Here is a 19,685-nt window from a genome sequence, read left to right as displayed (position 1 = left end):
ACATAGTATTAATGATGTTATACCGTTGCCGTTTTGCGACATAGCCCGCTAAGATTTGCTCAAGTATGAGTCTTAGCGGGTTTTACATATCTGCAGAACCGGTTTCGCTTGAATGTTGAGTCGATGTTGATATTTTAAAACTTCTGGAATAGCATTGACAAAACGCAAGATTCGCCTTTCAACATACGCCAACGGAATGTCTTCCATGCCACAAAACAAGCCTTCAAATTCCTCGAACAAGTTGATTTCCACTGGCTTAAAAACGCTTAGTTCCGCAGTAATTTCTGCGCTGGTCCTGATGTCCAGTGCGCATGCAGCGGGGTTCGGCAAGTTAACCGTGCTGTCTTCGTTAGGACAGCCGCTACGGGCGGAAATTGAACTGACTGCCGTAGCCCAGGAGGAAGAAGCGCAACTGGTTGCAAAACTGGCTTCCGTTGAGACCTATAAAGACGCCAATATCGACTTCAATCCGGCTTTGTTGTCGCTGCAGTTTGCGATCGACCAGCGGGGGGCGCGCAAATTTGTGCGCGTGACTTCCACGCAACCGATGAATGAACCGTTTGTCGATGTGTTAATGGAGTTGGGCGGTACCAAGACGCGTGTCGTAAGGGAATTCACCGTATTGCTCGATCCGGCCGATTTGCATTCGACCCAGAGTGCGCAGATTACGGCGCCGGTGCGCGCACCGTCAACCGGCCCGGCAACATCTTCCGCTGCACCCATGAACGGTGCTATGGCATCCTTGCCTGACGCGCGCAATGATCGTTCGGCTGCGTCTGTCGCAACAGAAAGGCCGGCACGCGCCGGACGTGCTGCGCGTCGTGCAACGAAAGCCCCGGAAGCTGCTGCCGCAAAGGGTGATGCTGAATATCGCGTGAAGAAAGGCGATACGCTTTCTCATATAGCAGGAGACAATTTGCCGAGCGGAATATCGCTCGATCAAATGCTGGTGGCGATATATCGTAGCAATGAAAATGCATTTATCGACAAGAATATTAACCGCTTGCGTAGCGGCCAGATTCTGTCTATTCCCGACGCAGATTCTGCGCGCAGCGTCACTCGCGCTGAAGCGAAAAATGTGATTTTGGCGCAATCGAAAGATTTCAAGGGCTATCGCAATACGCTGGCGAGCCAGGTAGCAACAGCTGCCCCGCGTGAGGCCGCCGATGCGAAACAAAGCGGCGGCGGAAAGATCACCACTAAAGTTGAAGAGCAAGCTAACCCTGCGAATGACGCCAAGGATAAGCTGAAGTTATCTCGGGCAGGTGATGCAGCCAAAGCTGGTGTGAAATCAGTTGCAGCCACCGAAGAGCAGATTGCCCGCGAAAAAGCGACCGCCGATGCCGAGGCGCGAGTCAAGGAATTGGAAAAAAATGTCAATGACTTGCAAAAAGTCCTTGACGTGAAAAGCAAGCATTTAGACGAGCTACAAAAGCAGGCCAGTAGCCTAGGGAAGGCTTCGACAGCGCCGGCAGTGCCGGCTTCGGCGGCAAGTGCCCCCCCGGCAAGCGCGATTGTTGCGGCAGTCGCAGCAACGCCGCCTGCGCCGACTGTGGCGGCATCCGCTGCCGGCGCCAAGGCAGTCGCAGATCAGCCCGCAGCCGCAGCTTCGACGCCACCTGTTGCGGCAACTGCTGTAGCGGGTGCCGACGCTACGCCGCCAGCGGTTGCTAAAGTCAAGCCAGTTATTCAGCTTGCGGCTGCACCGAAACCCGCCGCAGCGGCGGCTGCATCCGAGCCGGGCTTCTTTGATAGCCTCACCGATATTCGTTTGTTATTGCCGGTAGCCGGCGTGTTGGCGCTGTTGCTCGCCGGCCTGGGAATCGCCCGGGTGCGCCGCAATAGACAGCTGACGTTTCTGGATAGCGCCGGAGCCCCGACGACGAATTCGGGATTAAGGACGAACTCACTGTTCGGTACGACCGGTGGCCAAAGTGTCGACACCAGAAACAGCATATTCGATTCCAGCTTTGTGCCGTCGGTCAATAACCTTGATACGAATGTCGATCCAGTCGCGGAAGCTGACGTATATATCGCTTATGGCCGTGATGCACAGGCAGAGGAAATTCTGAAAGAAGCGTTACGCAGCCAACCGGGTCGTAACGCAATTCGTGTCAAGCTGCTGGAAATTTATGCGACGCGTAAAGATGTGCGTGCATTTGAAATTCTTGCCAGCGAACTGTATAGCCTCACCAATGGCGAAGGCGAAGACTGGCAGCAAGCAGCGGCGCACGGGTTAGTTGTAGATCCTACCAATCCGCTGTATGGCGGCGGTCAGCTGACAGAACAGGTAGTAGCCAAAGCAGCTTCGATTACAGCGCCTACCCAACCGCTGGATGGTCTTGATTTTAATGCGTTGCATGCGGTTACCGAACCTCAAACGGTGCTGGGCAAGGCCTCAGAAGCCGCTGAGGTTGAGGCGATGCAGTTATTCGCACCGTTGAATGTCGACGAACAATCGCACAAAGAAGTGGCGCCGACGGCTGGCAAGCCGGTTCAGGATCTGGATTTCGACTTCGATTTCGAAGGTGAGGGCAATCACGCGCTGGAAAATCTGGACACGGTAATGGTCATGCCAACGCCGGAATCCGCCAGGTCGATGCTGGATTCGCTTGACTTCGAACTCAGCAACAAGGTGCCGACAACCGCCTTGACTACAGATGCAACGCCAGCAGCCGTGCCGGTAATCCCTGATGTTAGTACGACAGCATTTCCAAATGATGCCGGTCTTCCGTATAAATATGCGCCTTTGGATTTGACGGACGATACGCCTGTTGAACCTGTTCCTCCACTCAAAACGCCGACTCCGGCGGCATCTGCTGAGCCGGCGTTGGCAATGGCTACTCCTTTAGAGTTTGATATGTCAGGGATGAATTTTGATCTGGGCGGTGTCGCAGATAAGCAAGCGTCCTCACCGGCAGAAAATACTGACAAGCACGAGGTCGTGGCCAATGCCGAAATGGCGACCAAGCTGGATCTGGCGGTCGCTTATCAGGAAATTGGTGACACCGAAGGTGCGCGTGAATTGCTGGAAGAAGTGCTGAAGGGCGGCGACGTTGAGCAGGTAGCGAGCGCGAAGGCGTTATTGGCAAAATTGGCGTAAGAATCGATTTTGAAGTTTTAATTGCCGGTAATATTTGGCAATTGACGGGCGCGGCGTTATGCTTGCGCCCGTTTGTGTTTTGGCGCAATGTTTGCGGTTTGATCTGTATCAGATCGTGTGTGGCACTATTTTTGCGATATTTTTGAAGTGGAGTCGGTTTGAAGCGGATCGTTCTCGGGGTGCAATATGACGGTACTCCCTGGCAAGGATGGCAAACCCAGCCTAGCGGCAAGACCGTGCAGGATCGGTTAGAGCTGGCCTTGCAAAAATTCACCCAGGGTAAGGTTGCGACCATTTGTGCGGGCCGCACCGATGCCGGGGTTCACGCGCTTGAACAGGTAGTGCATTTTGATACCGAGTTGTCGCGTGAGTCGTCGTCCTGGATGCGCGGTTTGAATGCCTTTTTGCCACCATCAATTGCGGTGCGTTGGGCTTGTGAAGTGCCGTATGCAGAGGCAAGCTCACACGTTGACGGCGACCAGCAATTTCATGCGCGCTTCAGCGCCACGGCGCGTACCTATCATTACCTGCTGTATAACCATCCGGTGCGATCGCCGCTGCTGGTGAATAAGGTGGGATGGGCATTCCGGCCCCTAAATCTGGGGGCGATGCGTGAGGCCGCAGAGCATTTTGTCGGTACGCATGATTTTTCGGCGTTTCGCGCGGTCGAATGTCAGGCGCGCTCGCCTGTGCGCAACATGCATGAAGTCAGCATCGAGCGCAGCGGCGATCTGATCGTGTTTACTCTGCGTGCAAATGCGTTCCTGCATCATATGGTGCGGAATATGGTTGGTTCATTAATTTTTGTCGGCAATGGTAAGCAGCCGCCTGAATGGATAATCGATCTGCTGCAACAACAAGATCGTAGCCGTGCTGCACCGACTTTTATGCCGGATGGCCTGTATCTGGCTAAAGTTGAATACGATCAAAAATGGAACTTGCCGCAACAACTGAGCAAAATATTGCCCTGGCTGTAAAGCTGAATCAGGTGGCGGTTAAAGAACGATACCTGCTGAGTATCTGTCAAAATACATGACTCGCCCAATTATTCACTGATGTTATTCCGACGAAATATATGATCCAGCGTACCCGAATCAAAATCTGTGGCCTGACCCGCGAGCAGGATGTGGAAGCGGCTGTTGCCGCGGGCGCCGACGCCGTTGGCTTTGTTTTCTATGCCAAGAGTCCGCGCTATGTCACGCCGCAACGGGCGGCGCAGTTGATCGGCGTGCTGCCTCCGTTCGTTACAGCGGTAGGATTGTTCGTCAACGCCAGTGCAGATGAAGTTGCCGCCACGGTGGCCGAGGCTCCATTGTCGTTGTTGCAATTTCACGGCGATGAAAGCGTAGCCCAATGCCATGCCGCCGCCAGTCGGGTAAATCGGCCTTTTATTCGTGCAATGCGGGTGGGGACTGCAACTGTCGCTGCCGATTTGATAGAATGCGACCTGGGCTATCGATCCGGTAGCCGGTTATTTGCAGGTTTGCTGCTGGATACCCTGGTAGAGGGTTATGGCGGCAGCGGAAAGGTGTTTGATTGGTCTCTCATTCCAAAAGAACTCGCGCCTCAGGTCGTTTTAAGTGGTGGCTTGAGCGTACAAAACGCGACTGACGCGGTGGCCCGCGTTCGCCCTTATGCTGTCGACATCAGTAGCGGTGTCGAACAGGACAAGGGCATCAAAGATCCCGCCAAGATACTTGCCTTCATTGCTGCGGTACGTCAGGCGGATGCCAGTTTCGATTGATAGCGCGACGAATTTTCTGCGCACATTGGAGTGGAAAACTCCATCGGTCAGCCATTTAAGAGAGAACCAAAATGAAAGAATTGAACCCGCTTGTGCATTATGCCGAACCGCCGGCCGCTGCGAGCTTGCAGCAGGCCGCACATTACAATCTGCCGGACGCTAAAGGCCACTTTGGCATGTACGGTGGCAGTTTTGTATCGGAAACGCTGACGCTGGCGCTCGATGAGTTGAAAGAGGCCTACGCGCACTATCAGCATGAGCCGCAATTTTTAGCTGAATTTGAAAGCGAACTGAAACATTTCGTTGGCCGCCCAAGCCCGATTTACCACGCTAAACGCTGGTCCGAACAAATGGGCGGTGCGCAAATTTACTTCAAGCGCGAAGACTTGAATCACACCGGCGCCCACAAGATCAACAACGTCATCGGCCAGGCATTGCTCGCCAAGCGCATGGGAAAACCGCGTGTCATCGCGGAAACCGGTGCCGGTCAACATGGTGTTGCAACCGCCACGATTTGTGCGCGTTTCGGCTTGGAGTGCGTGGTCTACATGGGTAGCGAAGACGTCAAGCGCCAAAAGCAAAACGTCTATCGGATGAACCTGCTGGGCGCCAAAGTGGTGCCGGTGGAATCCGGTTCGAAGACACTCAAAGATGCGTTGAATGAAGCGATGCGCGACTGGGTCACGAATGTGGAAGATACTTTCTACATCATCGGTACCGTCGCCGGCCCGCATCCTTATCCGATGATGGTGCGTGACTTCCAGTCCGTGATTGGGGAAGAGTGCCTGACGCAGATGCCGGAGATGACTGGGCGCCAGCCTGATTACGTGGTCGCATGTGTCGGCGGCGGTTCGAATGCAATGGGGATTTTCTATCCGTATATCGACCATCGCGACGTGCGTCTGGTGGGTGTCGAAGCTGCCGGCGAAGGGCTGGCCAGCGGCAAGCATTCGGCTTCGCTGACAGCCGGTTCGCCAGGTGTTTTGCATGGCAATCGCACTTATTTGCTACAGGATGAGAACGGTCAGATCATCGAGACCCACTCGGTTTCTGCAGGTCTTGATTATCCCGGTGTCGGTCCCGAGCACGCATGGTTGAAAGACTCTGGCCGCGCCACCTACGAGACCATCACTGACGACGAGGCGTTGGCGGCGTTTCACACCTGCTGCCGCATCGAAGGGATCATCCCGGCGCTGGAGTCGAGTCATGCGCTGGCTTATGCGGCCAAACTGGCTGCGACGTTGCCGAAGGATAAAATCATCCTCGCCAACTTGTCCGGTCGCGGCGACAAAGATATGCATACCGTCGCTGAGCGTTTGAAAGTCTGAAGTAGCGTCAATACAATGGCGTGAAACGGACTTTGCCAGTTAGCGACACATCCGCTTGCGGTGTGTCGCTGACAAACTCTCATCGTAGCTGCTGCGCCGAATTCAACGAATACCCAACGAATATTCAACTAAGACAAACCATGTCACGAATCCAGACTACGCTGGCCGCACTGGCCGCAAATAATAAAAAGGGCCTGATCCCTTTTATCACTGCAGGTGATCCTGCTCCCGAACTGACGGTGCCGCTGCTGCATGCACTGGTTGCTGGCGGCGCCGACATTCTCGAACTGGGCGTGCCGTTTTCCGATCCGATGGCCGAAGGTCCGGTGATTCAGCGCGCTTGTGAGCGCGCGCTCAAATTCAACGTCAGCTTGCACGACGTCTTCGGCTACGTGCGCGAGTTCCGCCAGACCAACACCACTACGCCAGTGGTCCTGATGGGTTATGCCAATCCGCTCGAACGGATGGGCGTGGATGTTTTTATCCGCGCGGCCGTCGATGCCGGCGTTGATGGCACTATCGTGGTCGATTATCCGCCGGAGGAATGCGAAGAATTCGCGCAGAAGATGCGGGCCAATGGCATGGATCCGATCTTCCTGCTGGCACCGACCTCGACCGAAGAGCGGATCAAACAGGTTGCCAGCGTTGGCGGCGGCTTCACCTATTACGTTTCGCTTAAGGGCGTGACCGGCGCCGCGAATATCGACATCGTTGAAGTCGCAGAGCGTATTGCAGCGATCCGCAAATATGTCAAATTGCCAATCGGCGTCGGTTTCGGGATTCGCGACGCCGCCACCGCCAAGGCCGTTGCGCAGGTAGCGGATGCGGTTGTAATCGGTAGCCGCATCATTCAGGAACTGGAGAATACGCCGCGCGAGCATGCTGTTGCTGCGGTGCAAACATTCATCAGCGGTATCCGTAAAGCACTGGACGAGTAGCCGCTGTTACAATCCGCTGTCCCGGAAAAAGATTGAAAACCTGTAAAACCGCTATTCATGCCGGTTTGCCAACAAGCAGCGATTTGCTATCGCTGTTTTTTGGTTGAAGGTACAATTCGGCAAGTAAAAAAAATGAAGGAGGTCGCTCTATGAGTTGGCTTGAAAAATTACTCCCCCCACGTATCCAGCGCAGTGATTCGGCGACACGCAAGTCCATCCCCGAAGGACTGTGGGTTAAATGCCCATCCTGCGAAGCCGTGCTGTACCGGACCGATCTGGAATCGAATATTCACGTCTGTCCAAAATGCAGCCATCACATGCGTATCCGTGCCCGCGATCGTCTCGACGCGCTGCTGGATGCCGGTGGTCGTTATGAAATCGGTCAGGAAACATTGCCGATTGATACACTTAAATTCAAAGACAGCAAAAAATATCCGGATCGTCTGAAGGCGGCGATGGAAGCCACCGGCGAAACCGATGCTCTGATTGTGCTTGGCGGTGCCATCATGACTTTGCCGGTGGTGGTCGCCTGTTTTGAATTCGAATTCATGGGCGGTTCGATGGGCTCCGTAGTCGGTGAGCGTTTTGTCCGTGGTGCGCAAGTCGCGCTGGAGCAAAAAGTCCCTTTCATCTGCATTACGGCGACCGGCGGTGCGCGTATGCAGGAAGGTTTGCTGTCATTGATGCAAATGGCAAAAACTACGGCGATGCTGACCAAATTGTCGGAAAAGAAATTGCCATTCATCAGCGTGCTGACCGATCCGACCATGGGTGGCGTTTCCGCTTCGTTTGCCTTCATGGGCGATGTGGTGATCGCTGAACCAAAAGCGCTGATTGGCTTCGCCGGTCCACGCGTGATCGAAAATACCGTGCGTGAAAAACTGCCGGAAGGCTTCCAGCGCGCTGAATTCCTGGTAACCAAGGGTGCGGTCGACATGATTGTCGATCGGCGCAAGATGCGTGAAGAAATCGCTCGTCTGCTGGCCTTGCTGCAAAATCAACCAGCCGAAACGCTTGCATAATATTGCGTAACACCTAAATAGCCCGAATCGCTTGCTGTTCGGGCTATTGTTTTTTGTTGAATGACCAAATGCCTACTACGCTGACCACGCCACTCGTTCCAAGCAAGCCTGCCAACCTCGACGAATGGCTGGCACTACTTGAGTCGCGCCACTTCAAAACCATCGATATGGGTCTGGACCGGGTCAAGTTGGTCAAACAGCGGCTGAATCTGCAGTTCCACTGTCCGGTCATCATGGTGGCCGGTACCAACGGCAAGGGCTCGACCTGCGCCATGCTGGAATCGATGCTGCTGCGTGCCGGCTATAAGGTCGGTTTGTACATCAAGCCGCATTTTCTGAAATTCAATGAACGCGCACAGCTAAATGGCGAGTCAGCGTCGGATGCAGCGCTGATTGCCAGTTTTGAGGCAGTTGAAGCGCAACGCGGCGACGTTTCCCTGACGTATTTTGAATTCACTACGCTGGCTATCATGCATTTGCTGGCGACTGCCGATCTTGACGTCGCGATTCTGGAAGTCGGTCTCGGCGGACGCCTGGATGCCGTCAATGTGGTCGATGCGGACATCGCGATTGTGACCAGCATCGATATCGACCACACCGATTATTTGGGCGATACCCGGGAAAAAATCGGCTTTGAGAAGGCGGGTATTTTCCGTGCCGGCAAGACCGCGATTTGCAGCGATCCGGTGCCACCGCAGTCATTGATCGATCATGCCAATGCAATTGGTGCCGATCTATGGTTGTTGGGCCGCGATTTTAACTATACCGGCGACAAGCAACAGTGGAACTATGGTGGCCGCACTCAACGTCGCAATTCCCTGGGTTACCCCAGCCTTCGTGGCGCCAATCAACTGCTGAACGCATCCGCGGCATTGGCGGCATTGGAGGCCTTGCGCAATCAATTGCCGGTGAGCGCCCAAGAGGTGCGCACCGGCCTGGTGACGGTCGAGTTGCCAGCCCGTTTTCAAGTGATGCCGGGACAACCGCTGGTGGTGCTGGATGTGGCGCACAACCCGCATGCGGCTGCAACGCTGGCGCAAAATCTGGACAATATGGGTTTTCACCCGTATACCTACGGGATATTCGGCGCCATGCTGGACAAGGATATCGAAGGCATCGTGGCGCAACTGAAGGGCCGGATCGATCACTGGTGTGTGACTGACTTGCCGTTGCCACGTGCCGCCAGCGCCGAGCAATTGCAGCAGCGCTTGCAACAGGCCGGTGTCAAGGCGGGTGCCGCCGCAGAATCTACCATTCAAGGTTTCAAAACACCTGCAGAAGCCTACGCAAATGCGCTGAGCAGGGCGGGTGAGAATGATAGAATTGTGGTTTTCGGATCCTTCCTGACAGTTGCTGGCGTGATGGAAGCTAGGAAATCCGGATTTCACTGACATTTTGCGCTGCGATGCGGCGCCAATCAGTCAATATTTCAAGCATCGTACTTTCAAACTAAATCGATATCGCATGGGTTTGTTCTCTTTCTTCCGTAAAAATAAGCAGCAGCCCAACTCTGAGCAGAGCGCATATCATTCGCGTTCCGAAGAGGATTCGAGCACCATCCGTGCCAGCAGAAAACGGAAAACTGCCAACAATCAGGCCAACGATGCGGCTGATCCGGTACTCCCCGAAAAAAAACGTGCCCGACGCCGTTTGGTCGGCGCTGTGGCATTAGTGCTGGCAGTGGTGATTGTGTTGCCGATGGTGCTGGATTCGGAACCGAAACCTCTGGCGGATGACATTGCGATCCAGATTCCTTCGCATGACAAGCCTGCATCGGCATCTGCTTCTGCTTCCGCCGCAGCGTCTGGTGCGGCCAGCGACCTCAGCGGCCTGGATCAGCAGGAGGAGATCATCGATCCGGCCAGCACGCCCGCACCTTCCACAAATGCAAAGCCAGGCGCGGCTAAGCTCGCGACTGCGGGCGCATCGCCAGCCCCGCCATTGACCAATAACGCCAATGTTGTCGTACCGACAGAGCCGGAAATTAAGCCCGAACCCAAGCCTGCAGCAAAACCTAAGCCAGAGAACAAGCCTAAAGCTGAGGTTAAGCAAGAGCGAAAACCTAAGCCCGAGCCTAAGTCCGAACTTAAATCCGAGGCTAAGGCAGAAGAAACGCCTGACGTCAGCGAGCCACAGGATGATGCGGCGCGTGCGGCAGCCATTTTGAACGGCCGCAGCGATGTCGCCCGGGCAGCCCCGGGAAAATTTGTGATCCAGGTGGCGGCATTGGCGTCGCAGGAAAAAGTCGATGAATTGCGGGGAAAGTTAAGCGATGCAGGAATTCGTTCCTATACGCAAAAAATCAAGACGTCCTCGGGCGAGCGTATCCGCATCCGGGTTGGGCCTTTTGCCAGCAAAGAAGAGGCTGAGAAGGCGCGCGCCCGGCTGGCGGCATTGGGTTTAAACGGCAGCCTGGTACCGGCTTGATTTTAATGCGGACCAGCATCATATGACTGGCCTGAGAGGGCGGCAGCAAGATGCCCGACGGGTTCTGAGTCAACAGGTTTTTGATAGGTTTTGAGGCCGCGTGACGATTTTTGATTATCTAGTTCTGTTTGTGCTGATTTGCTCAGTGTTGATCAGCAGCTTGCGCGGGTTGGTCAAGGAAATCCTGTCTCTGGCAAGCTGGCTCGTTGCCCTGTTCGTTGCCAACGCTTACGGTGAAAATCTGGCAGAATTGCTCCCCGGCCTGATTCCGGGAGCTGTGACACGCCTGATTGTGGCCTTTTTAGCCTTATTTATTGGCGTCAGATTGTTAATGATGCTGTTAAGCATGGCGCTGGATGGCCTGATCAAGGCGAGTGGTCTGAGCATCGCTGATCGTGGCCTGGGCGGTTTGTTTGGCCTCGCACGTGGGCTCGTGATCGTATTGGCGGTGGTATTGGTTTGTGGCACCACGGCGATCCCGCGCCAACCGTTTTGGCGCAAAGCTGTATTCAGCCCGCTGGCAGAAACGGCTGCGAAGACGGCTTTGCCATTTTTGCCGGGTGCATTTGCGCAACACGTGAAGTTTTAAATCCCCGATTTTGCTCCCGGAATTTGTACCGTTTGATCTTGTTTGCATCGCTTTCTCGAATTGTTTTAAATTAGGAGTCCACCATGTGTGGCATAGTCGGCATCGCCTCTCACAACCCCGCCAATCAATTGATCTACGACGCTTTGTTGCTATTGCAACATCGTGGCCAGGACGCAGCGGGGATCGCAACCAACCACGGTAACGGATTTTTCATGCACAAGGCGAATGGCCTGGTGCGCGATGTTTTCCGGACCCGCAACATGCGTTCTTTGCCAGGTAATTTTGGCATCGGCCAGGTCCGCTACCCAACCGCCGGCAGCGCCAGCGCGGAAGAAGCACAGCCGTTTTACGTCAACGCGCCGTTCGGCATCATTTTGGCGCACAACGGTAACCTGACCAACGCCGAACAACTCAAAATCGAGATGTTCAAAAATGATCGCCGGCATATCAATACCGATTCTGATACGGAAGTCTTGCTGAACGTGCTGGCGCACGAAATTCAGCAGGCGACTATCGGCTATTCGCTTGATCCTGAGGCACTGTTCAAAGCCGTCGCCATGGTTCACCAGCGGGTTCGCGGTTCGTATGCGGTGGTGGCACAGATCGCCGGTCATGGCCTGCTGGCATTCCGCGATCCGTTTGGCATCCGTCCACTGTGTATCGGCGTCAACGAGACCGACAAGGGCACCGAATACGTGCTCGCCAGCGAATCGGTAGCGCTTGAAGGTTTGGGCTTCCGTTTCTTGCGCGATGTCATGCCGGGCGAAGCGATTTTTATCGATATCGAAGGCAATTTGTACAACCAGCAATGCGCCGACAACCCAACCTTGAATCCATGTGCTTTCGAATTCGTTTATCTGGCACGTCCGGATTCGATCATCGATGGCGCCTCGGTCTACGCTACCCGCCTGAAAATGGGCGAATACCTGGCCGACAAGATCAAGCGCGAGTTTTCCAGCGGCGACATTGATGTGGTGATGCCGATTCCTGATTCATCGCGTCCTGCTGCCATTCAGTTGGCACTCAAACTGAATATCGAATACCGCGAAGGCTTCATCAAGAATCGTTATATCGGCCGCACCTTCCTGATGCCAGGACAAGCGATACGCAAGAAGTCGGTACGCCAGAAGCTGAACGCCATCGGTTCCGAATTCAAAGGCAAGACGGTATTGCTGGTGGATGACTCGATCGTACGTGGCACCACTAGTCGTGAGATCGTGCAGATGGCGCGTGATTCCGGCGCTAAACGGGTGATTTTTGCGTCAGCGGCGCCACCGGTGAAATTTCCGAACGTCTACGGTATCGACATGCCGACCCGGGGCGAGTTGATCGCTTATGGTCGTACCGATGAAGAAGTCTGCCGGGAAATTACCGCTGACGCATTGGTGTATCAGGATATCGACGCGCTGAAACGTTCTATTTCCGATGTCAATCCAGCCTTGAAAAACTTCGAAGCATCTTGTTTCGACGGTAACTACATCACTGGCGATATCTCGCGCGATTATCTGGATCGCATCGAGTTTGTTCGCAACAATCCGAAAGTGGAAGTTGAAGATGCGGTGCGTTCGCAACTGAATCTGGCGAATCTGGAGTGATGTAGGGTAGGCTGGTCGCCTGTCGGACCTGGAGGGAATCTGCCCGGTAGTTCTGGACAGATTCTGTTCGTGCATGGCAACAAACTGGAAATGGTTTTAGATCATGACTAATACAGAAGACAAAAAGAAATATGGCTTTACCACCACGGTCGTGCACGGCGATCGGCAAAAAGCCATAGAACATGGTTCCTTGCATAAGCCGGTGCATACCTCTGTGACCTACGGTTATAAAGACGCACGCCAGCTGGCTGAAGTGTTTCAAGGCCGTGCGCAAGGTTATCGCTATGGCCGTCAAGGCAATCCGACGGTGTCGGCGCTGGAAGATAAAGTCAACCTGATGGAAGGCGGCTGCGCCACCATGTGCTTCGCTACCGGCATGGCGGCAATCGGTGCGGTGGTGCAGGGCTTGCTGCGGGCTGGTGACCACGTTGTATCGACGGCGTTTTTGTTCGGCAATACCGCAAGCGTATGGCAAACCATCCGGGGCCAGGGCATCGACGTTTCGATGGTCGATGTTACCGAGGTCGCACAGGTCGAAGCAGCGTTGACGGCAAACACGCGCATGGTGTTCGTCGAAACCATCGCCAATCCCCGCACTCAGATTGCGGACTTGAAACGCATAGGCGATTTGTGCCGTGCGCGCGGTATTCTGTTTGTGGTTGATAACACCATGACGTCGCCGTATTTGTTCCAGCCGAAGGTGGTTGAGGCCAGCCTGGTCGTCAATTCACTGACCAAATCGATAGGCGGTCATGGCAATGCACTCGGTGGTGCGTTGACTGATACCGGCTTGTTCGACTGGGGCCAATATCCGCATATCCTGGATAACTACAAAAAACTCCCTGCGGCGCAATGGGGCATGGCGCAGATGCGCGCTAAAAGCTTGCGTGACTTTGGCGCGGCGCTTGGGCCCGAAGCCGCGCATCACATTGCTGTCGGTGCGGAAACCATGGCACTGCGCATGGAGCGTAGCTGCGCCAGCGCGCTGGCCGTGGCGCAGATGCTGGAAGCCGATCCACGTGTCGCCGCGGTTCATTATCCTGGCCTGAAATCCCATCCACAGCATGTGCTGGCGAGCCAACTGTTCCATTCGTTTGGCTATTTGCTGAGTTTTGAATTGCAGCCCGAGATGGATTGCTTCGATTATCTGAATCGTATGAAATTAGGTATTTCGGCAACCCATTTGGGTGACAATCGCACTCTGGTGTTGCCAGTCGCCCATACCATTTTTTATGAAATGGGCGCCGAAGCGCGCGCGCGCATGGGGATTTCCGAGTCGTTGATCCGGGTGTCGATCGGGATCGAAGACACGGCGGATCTGGTGGCCGACTTTAAGCAGGCTTTAGACAAGAATTAAGCCTTTAAAATTAGCCGCAGTTCATCAAAGAGCCACGACAACCGAACCGGTTTCGTGGTTTTTTGATGTTTATATCGTTGCAACTTAAATCGTCGTGCGATCCAGCCACTTTGTGACGTGGAGCGGTACAAACGACTTAAAACGTTGCAGCAAGGCGGCACCATCCGGCGCATTGATCAGCAAATCAGCCTGCTCCGCTTTGAGAAAACGCTGCGACACCATATGTTGAATAAACTGGATTAGCCCGTCGTAAAAGCCATCCACGTTCAACAGGCCGATTGGTTTTTGATGAAAACCCAATTGCGCCCATGTAAACACTTCAAATAACTCTTCCAGCGTGCCGATGCCGCCAGGCATCGCGATAAAGCCGTCTGACAGCTCCGCCATCATCGCCTTGCGTTCATGCATGTCCTTGACGATATGCAGCTTGGTCAGGCCTTTATGGGCGAGTTCCTTTTCCAGCAGCGCGGTCGGGATGACCCCAGTGGCAATGCCGCCCAGTCGCATGACTTCGTCGGCAATGATGCCCATCAGGCCGACATTCCCGCCGCCGTACACCAATGCGATGTTGTCGTTGACCATGTGCTGTGCCAGGGAGCGGGCTGCCTGCGCGTAGTTGGGAGACGATCCTGGTGATGAACCGCAATAGATACAAAGTGATTTCATGGCTTAAGAGTATTTAAAAAAGGATGCATTGCTGTTTATTGAGGGGGCTGTACCGACTCGCTGCTTTTCTTTAAATATTTGGCAGTCAGTTCTTCAAAGTGTTGCAAGGTTTCGCCGCGCAAATAGGGATGCATCAGGGACAGTACCTGATAACAACCGCTCGCCAGCGCGTTTTCTACGACAGCTTGCTCGGTGTATTGGCGCGGATTCAACACATATTGATACGACAGCCAGTAACTGGTGGTGACCACCATATTGGTCGACAATGCGTCGATTTCAGTTGGGTTGACGGCTAGCGCATTGTCTGCCTGCAATCTCTGGCACAATCGTTTTACTACTTTGATTTTATGGCCGAAAATTTCTTTGAAATGGAGCTCCAGAGTACGATTGCGCGATAATAGATCGCTCAGGTCGCGGTAAAAAAAACGGTAGCGCCAGATCAATTCAAACATCAGATGCAGGTAATTCCAGACTTCCTGCATGGTCGGTCGCGCTTCCTGTGGAATGGTCAGCATGCGACTGATTTCTTCCTCGAAAGTGACGAAAATCGAATTCACGATGTCATCCTTGTTGCGGAAGTGATAGTACAGATTTCCCGGTGAGATTTTCATCTCATCGGCAATGATCGTCGTAGTGATATTCGGTTCGCCGAATTCATTGAAGAGTCGCAACGATAATTCCAGAATTTTTTCACGCGTACGGCGTGGCACCTTTTGTTCCATGACTTTTTCTTTCCGAAAATCGATACACAGCGCCGGGTTTTGTCAATTCGGCAAATTTATTTTTTAAAGATTGTATATTGCTTCTGATAGCCTGACCTACAACCATTAGGGGAAATCATGCAAAACAAAACCGTGACATTGGCATTGCAGGGTGGCGGGTCGCATGGCGCCTTCACCTGGGGAGTCCTAGATCGGCTGCTGGAGGACACCAGGGTTGAGATTGAGGGGGTCAGCGGTGCTAGTGCCGGCGCGATGAATGCAGTGGTGATGAGCCATGGTTTTGCGGTTGGCGGCCGCGATGGCGCGCGCCAGGCTTTATCCGACTTTTGGGGGAGTGTCAGTACCAAAGATCTGTTCAGCTTCATGCAACATCATGCCCTGAGCGATGCCGCAATTGCCAGACAAGCGTCGTCGACCGCGTTGATGAAAGGCGTTTTTTCGATGATGCGACTATTTTCCCCCTACCAGTTCAATCCCTTTGATCTCAACCCGCTGCGTGACATTCTGGTAAATCAAATTGATTTTGACCGTTTGCGTACGCATGGAAACATCAAGCTGTTCATCGCCGCAACGCAGGTCAGTACCGGCACCCTGAAAATATTTCGCAACCACGAATTGTCGCTCGAAGCCTTGTTGGCATCGGCATGCTTGCCATCCATGCACCATGCGGTAGAGATTAATGGCGAGGCATATTGGGACGGCGGCCTGACCGCCAATCCGCCGATTTTTCCATTGTTGCATCTGTGTACTTCACCCGACATCATGGTGGTGCTATTACACCCGTTCCGGCGGCCAAAGACGCCCACGACGACTGACGAAATCGGTCAGCGACTGACGGAAATCAGTTTTAGTTCGACATTTTTTACCGAGTTGGGCGGCATCGCGCTAGCCCGGCGCAACACCGAAGGCGATCCGGATGCCGGCGGCAAGCTCGAGCAGCGCTTAAAGAATCTGAACATGCATGTGATCGATGCCGACGAATTGATGAGCCACTTGAGTGTGTCCAGTAAGCTCAATACCAAAGCGTCTTTCATCAATGCCTTGCGCGATGCCGGACGCCAACAGGCGGATAACTGGCTGGCGCAAAAATTTGATGATCTGGGACAGCGTTCGTCTTTTGATCTGAATCAATTTTTGCCTTAGCCTTTGCCACCCACTAACCATCTCATTTAAATTGCCTATGAAAGCATCTCAATCCGATTTTATCCAGATACGCGGGCTTCGTTACCATATCCGGCGCTGGGGGCGGCCAGGTGCGCCGCTGCTATTCATGTTGCACGGCTGGATGGATGTGTCGGCCTCTTTTCAATTTGTGGTGGATAAACTGGCGCAGGATTGGCAGGTCATCGCACCGGACTGGCGTGGCTTTGGTCTGACGCAGAGAGTGCCCGCAGATGTTTATTGGTTCCCGGATTATTTGGCAGACCTGGACGCAATTTTGCGGCATTACGCTGGCGCAGACCCAGTCAATTTGCTTGGCCATAGCATGGGTGGTTACGTCGTCGGTTTATACGCCGGGGTGCGACCGCAACGCGTCGGCAAGTTGATTAATCTGGAGGGATTCGGCCCGGCGATCACGCAACCGGACCAGGCACCTGAACGTTACGCCAAATGGCTGGACGAGTTGCGGGCCGTGCCGACAATGCAGTCTTACCCGACGCAGGAAGCCGTTGCCAGCCGCCTGAAAAAGAACAATCCTCGACTGACAAGTGAGCGCGCCGGGTTTTTGGCGCAGCACTGGGCCAGCGAAAGCAGTTCAGGCAGATGGGAAATTCTCGGCGATCCGGCGCACAAGATAATCAATCCGGTATTGCCCAAAGTAGAGGAGATGCTGGCTTGCTGGCGACGGATCAGTGCGCCGGTGTTATGCGTCGAAGCAGCCGATACAAATATGTGGCTATGGATGGGCGGCAAGGACGTAATGCGCGCCGAGATCGACAGGCGCGTCGGCTGCCTTGCCGATGCCCGGCTCGAGCTGGTCGCCGATGCAGGTCATATGCTGCATCATGATCAGCCGCAGTTGTTGGCGCTGATGATTGAGCAGTTTTTGGCGGAGTAAAGTGCCAACCCGCATTTGAGCGCTGACCAATCATCCTGAAGTAACCGATAGCTTAAACGCTGCTCATCGGTTATGTGCGTTCGCAACAAAAAGAGTGCAACGAGCGTACAATCTTTACCTTGAATATGATTTTCTATAGTTTCCTTGATGTTGAATGTTGATCTCCATTGCCACTCGAATGTTTCCGACGGTACCTTAACGCCTGCGGCGGTGGCTGCACGTGCCAAGGCCAACGGTGTCGATGTCTGGGCATTGACGGATCACGATGAAATCAGCGGCATCGCCGAAGCGCGGGCCGCCGCTAGCGCGCTCGATCTGCAATATGTCCCCGGCGTAGAAATTTCGATTACCTGGGCTGGCCACACGATCCACATAGTCGGTCTGCAGATTGATGAAACCAATCAGGAGCTGATACAAGGGTTGGCCGCGACCCGAGGCGGCCGCGAGCGGCGCGCGCGTGAAATGGCTGTGCAACTGGCCGCTGCCGGGATTCCCGATGCGTTCGAAGGGGCGCTCAGGCATGTCGGCAATCCCGACCTGATTTCACGTACCCACTTTGCGCGTCATTTGGTCGATATCGGCCGCTGTGCCGATACCCATGAAGTATTTCGGAATTATCTGACTGAAGGCAAGCCGGGCTACGTGCCGCATCGCTGGGCCAGCTTGGCACAGGCGCTGAAGTGGATACGCGGTGCAGGCGGGATTGCCGTGGTCGCACATCCCGGGCGCTACAACCTGAGCGACGTTGCGTTCGGTGCGTTCTTTGATGAGTTCAAACAATTAGGCGGCGCCGCGATCGAGGTCAATACTGGCAGCCACTCGCCTGATCAATATGCGGAATATGCCAAAATCGCCGCCGCTTATGGTTTTCTGGCGTCGCGCGGATCCGACTTTCACAGCCCGGATGAATCACGGGTTGATCTGGGCGCGTTGCCGCCGTTACCTGATGGGGTAGTGCCGGTCTGGCACAATTGGTCTCTGTAATCCAGGCATGGCCGCTACACTAGAGCGCGTCGTTGCAGGGTATCCGTTGCTCCTCTTGAAATCTGCAGCAACGGACTTATTTAAAAGATACTTCCCAATTAGGAGTTTTTTGCATGAAACGTATTTTCCTGTTCCTCGCCACAAATATTGCAGTAATGCTGGTGTTGAGCGTCGTCCTGTCGGTGCTGGGCGTGGATCGTTTTCTAACGCGTAGCGGGCTGGATATACCTAAATTGATGGTGTTTTCGCTGGTGGTTGGCTTCGCCGGCTCAATCTTTTCGCTATTGATCAGCAAGTGGATGGCGAAACACTCCACCGGTGCGCGCGTGATCGCGTCGCCGTCGAATTCCACTGAATTGTGGCTGGTCGACACAGTCGGCAAGCTGGCGCAACGGGCCGGTATCGGCATGCCTGAAGTTGCGGTGTTTCAAGGCGAGCCAAACGCATTTGCGACTGGTGCCTTCAGGAATTCGGCATTGGTCGCGGTCTCGACCGGTCTGCTGGAAAGCATGACGAAGGAAGAGGTTGAAGCGGTACTGGGCCACGAAATCGCCCACATTGCGAATGGTGATATGGTGACAATGACTCTGATCCAGGGGGTTGTGAATACCTTCGTCGTGTTTTTGTCGCGCGTGATCGGTTATGTGGTCGATCGCGCCATGTCGCGCGGTAATAATGACGGCCCTGGCATCGGTTACACGGTAACCGTGATTGTCTGTCAGATCGTGTTGGGTATTGGCGCCTCGCTGATCGTTGCCTGGTTCTCGCGTCACCGCGAATTCCGCGCCGACGCCGGATCCGCCAAACTGTTGGGCAGCAGCTTGCCGATGCAGCGTGCATTGGCGCGTCTGGGGGGGAGGGAGGCAGCGTCGCTGCCGGAATCGATGGCAGCCATGGGTATCAATGACAGGCCCGGATTTATGGCGTTATTCTCCAGTCACCCGCCGATTGAACAACGTATTGCAGCTTTGCGTGATCCCCAAGCGACTGCCTTGTAATCATTCGACGATAGTCGAACACTGTTAGCGAAATAAGGCAGGGCGGCGGTAGTCTGGTGGCTATCGCCGTTTTTATATCGTGGACTTACGCAAAACCGCCCCAGCAGCGTTACGCCTCCTAGACGTACTATTCGTACTGTCTTCGTCGGCAGG

17 protein-coding genes are annotated in these 19,685 nt (G+C 54.3%); 15 read left to right on the top strand and 2 right to left on the bottom strand.

The genetic code is table 11. The features are described from left to right. Positions 1–205: 205 nt before the first annotated feature. From AC3CHX_RS12905 to AC3CHX_RS12855, 11 genes are all read left to right on the top strand, one after another. Entirely contained in the window at positions 206–3,103 is a 2,898-nt protein-coding gene (locus AC3CHX_RS12905) for a motility hub landmark protein FimV (protein WP_488644396.1), read from the top strand. A gap of 158 nt (positions 3,104–3,261) precedes the next feature. Next, on the top strand, positions 3,262–4,080 hold the full coding sequence (gene truA, locus AC3CHX_RS12900) for a tRNA pseudouridine(38-40) synthase TruA (RefSeq protein WP_488644395.1): 819 nt from the start codon (positions 3,262–3,264) through the stop codon (positions 4,078–4,080). A gap of 98 nt (positions 4,081–4,178) precedes the next feature. Then, positions 4,179–4,847: a phosphoribosylanthranilate isomerase gene (locus AC3CHX_RS12895; protein ID WP_488644394.1), complete on the top strand. Its 669-nt coding sequence runs from the start codon at positions 4,179–4,181 to the stop codon at positions 4,845–4,847. Positions 4,848–4,918: 71 nt separating this feature from the next. Then, on the top strand, positions 4,919–6,175 hold the full coding sequence (trpB, locus tag AC3CHX_RS12890) for a tryptophan synthase subunit beta (protein ID WP_488644393.1): 1,257 nt from the start codon (positions 4,919–4,921) through the stop codon (positions 6,173–6,175). Positions 6,176–6,315: 140 nt separating this feature from the next. Further along, a complete protein-coding gene (gene trpA, locus AC3CHX_RS12885) occupies positions 6,316–7,113 on the top strand; it encodes a tryptophan synthase subunit alpha (RefSeq protein ID WP_488644392.1) in 798 nt (265 codons plus the stop codon). Positions 7,114–7,262: 149 nt separating this feature from the next. Beyond that, positions 7,263–8,135, top strand: coding sequence for an acetyl-CoA carboxylase, carboxyltransferase subunit beta (gene accD, locus AC3CHX_RS12880; RefSeq protein WP_488644391.1), 873 nt, complete (start codon positions 7,263–7,265; stop codon positions 8,133–8,135). A gap of 68 nt (positions 8,136–8,203) precedes the next feature. Beyond that, entirely contained in the window at positions 8,204–9,526 is a 1,323-nt protein-coding gene (gene folC, locus AC3CHX_RS12875; protein WP_488644390.1) for a bifunctional tetrahydrofolate synthase/dihydrofolate synthase, read from the top strand. Positions 9,527–9,599: 73 nt separating this feature from the next. Continuing rightward, on the top strand, positions 9,600–10,562 hold the full coding sequence (locus AC3CHX_RS12870; protein ID WP_488644389.1) for an SPOR domain-containing protein: 963 nt from the start codon (positions 9,600–9,602) through the stop codon (positions 10,560–10,562). A 100-nt stretch (positions 10,563–10,662) separates the two neighbouring features. Further along, entirely contained in the window at positions 10,663–11,151 is a 489-nt protein-coding gene (locus tag AC3CHX_RS12865; protein ID WP_488644388.1) for a CvpA family protein, read from the top strand. An 83-nt stretch (positions 11,152–11,234) separates the two neighbouring features. Beyond that, on the top strand, positions 11,235–12,746 hold the full coding sequence (gene purF, locus AC3CHX_RS12860) for an amidophosphoribosyltransferase (protein ID WP_488644387.1): 1,512 nt from the start codon (positions 11,235–11,237) through the stop codon (positions 12,744–12,746). A 103-nt stretch (positions 12,747–12,849) separates the two neighbouring features. Next, positions 12,850–14,103, top strand: coding sequence for a cystathionine gamma-synthase family protein (locus tag AC3CHX_RS12855; RefSeq protein ID WP_488644386.1), 1,254 nt, complete (start codon positions 12,850–12,852; stop codon positions 14,101–14,103). An 84-nt stretch (positions 14,104–14,187) separates the two neighbouring features. Here AC3CHX_RS12855 and AC3CHX_RS12850 read toward each other — a convergent pair whose 3' ends face one another. After that, positions 14,188–14,769 (bottom strand): LOG family protein, encoded by a 582-nt coding sequence (locus AC3CHX_RS12850; protein WP_488644385.1) that lies wholly within the window; start codon positions 14,767–14,769, stop codon positions 14,188–14,190. 35 nt (positions 14,770–14,804) lie between these two features. Further along, positions 14,805–15,491: a TetR/AcrR family transcriptional regulator gene (locus AC3CHX_RS12845; protein WP_488644384.1), complete on the bottom strand. Its 687-nt coding sequence runs from the start codon at positions 15,489–15,491 to the stop codon at positions 14,805–14,807. Positions 15,492–15,608: 117 nt separating this feature from the next. Between AC3CHX_RS12845 and AC3CHX_RS12840 the strand changes: the two genes are divergently transcribed. From AC3CHX_RS12840 to htpX, 4 genes are all read left to right on the top strand, one after another. Further along, a complete protein-coding gene (locus AC3CHX_RS12840) occupies positions 15,609–16,634 on the top strand; it encodes a patatin-like phospholipase family protein (RefSeq protein WP_488644383.1) in 1,026 nt (341 codons plus the stop codon). A 37-nt stretch (positions 16,635–16,671) separates the two neighbouring features. After that, positions 16,672–17,550 (top strand): alpha/beta fold hydrolase, encoded by an 879-nt coding sequence (locus tag AC3CHX_RS12835; RefSeq protein WP_488644382.1) that lies wholly within the window; start codon positions 16,672–16,674, stop codon positions 17,548–17,550. Between the two features lie 147 nt (positions 17,551–17,697). Beyond that, a complete protein-coding gene (locus tag AC3CHX_RS12830; protein ID WP_488644381.1) occupies positions 17,698–18,534 on the top strand; it encodes a 3',5'-nucleoside bisphosphate phosphatase in 837 nt (278 codons plus the stop codon). 113 nt (positions 18,535–18,647) lie between these two features. Further along, positions 18,648–19,532 (top strand): protease HtpX, encoded by an 885-nt coding sequence (htpX, locus tag AC3CHX_RS12825; RefSeq protein ID WP_488644380.1) that lies wholly within the window; start codon positions 18,648–18,650, stop codon positions 19,530–19,532. Positions 19,533–19,685 lie beyond the last annotated feature (153 nt).

The organism is Glaciimonas sp. OK215 (genome assembly GCF_057787885.1).
This window is presented reverse-complemented; position numbering and strand designations above follow the sequence as displayed.

Coding starts and splice junctions, on each gene's coding strand:
- AC3CHX_RS12905 (WP_488644396.1), top strand. CDS start 206: ATGCCACAAAACAAGCCTTCAAATTCCTCGAACAAGTTGATTTCCACT.
- AC3CHX_RS12895 (WP_488644394.1), top strand. CDS start 4,179: ATGATCCAGCGTACCCGAATCAAAATCTGTGGCCTGACCCGCGAGCAG.
- trpB (WP_488644393.1), top strand. CDS start 4,919: ATGAAAGAATTGAACCCGCTTGTGCATTATGCCGAACCGCCGGCCGCT.
- trpA (WP_488644392.1), top strand. CDS start 6,316: ATGTCACGAATCCAGACTACGCTGGCCGCACTGGCCGCAAATAATAAA.
- accD (WP_488644391.1), top strand. CDS start 7,263: ATGAGTTGGCTTGAAAAATTACTCCCCCCACGTATCCAGCGCAGTGAT.
- folC (WP_488644390.1), top strand. CDS start 8,204: ATGCCTACTACGCTGACCACGCCACTCGTTCCAAGCAAGCCTGCCAAC.
- AC3CHX_RS12870 (WP_488644389.1), top strand. CDS start 9,600: ATGGGTTTGTTCTCTTTCTTCCGTAAAAATAAGCAGCAGCCCAACTCT.
- purF (WP_488644387.1), top strand. CDS start 11,235: ATGTGTGGCATAGTCGGCATCGCCTCTCACAACCCCGCCAATCAATTG.
- AC3CHX_RS12855 (WP_488644386.1), top strand. CDS start 12,850: ATGACTAATACAGAAGACAAAAAGAAATATGGCTTTACCACCACGGTC.
- AC3CHX_RS12850 (WP_488644385.1), bottom strand. CDS start 14,769: ATGAAATCACTTTGTATCTATTGCGGTTCATCACCAGGATCGTCTCCC.
- AC3CHX_RS12845 (WP_488644384.1), bottom strand. CDS start 15,491: ATGGAACAAAAGGTGCCACGCCGTACGCGTGAAAAAATTCTGGAATTA.
- AC3CHX_RS12840 (WP_488644383.1), top strand. CDS start 15,609: ATGCAAAACAAAACCGTGACATTGGCATTGCAGGGTGGCGGGTCGCAT.
- AC3CHX_RS12835 (WP_488644382.1), top strand. CDS start 16,672: ATGAAAGCATCTCAATCCGATTTTATCCAGATACGCGGGCTTCGTTAC.
- AC3CHX_RS12830 (WP_488644381.1), top strand. CDS start 17,698: ATGTTGAATGTTGATCTCCATTGCCACTCGAATGTTTCCGACGGTACC.
- htpX (WP_488644380.1), top strand. CDS start 18,648: ATGAAACGTATTTTCCTGTTCCTCGCCACAAATATTGCAGTAATGCTG.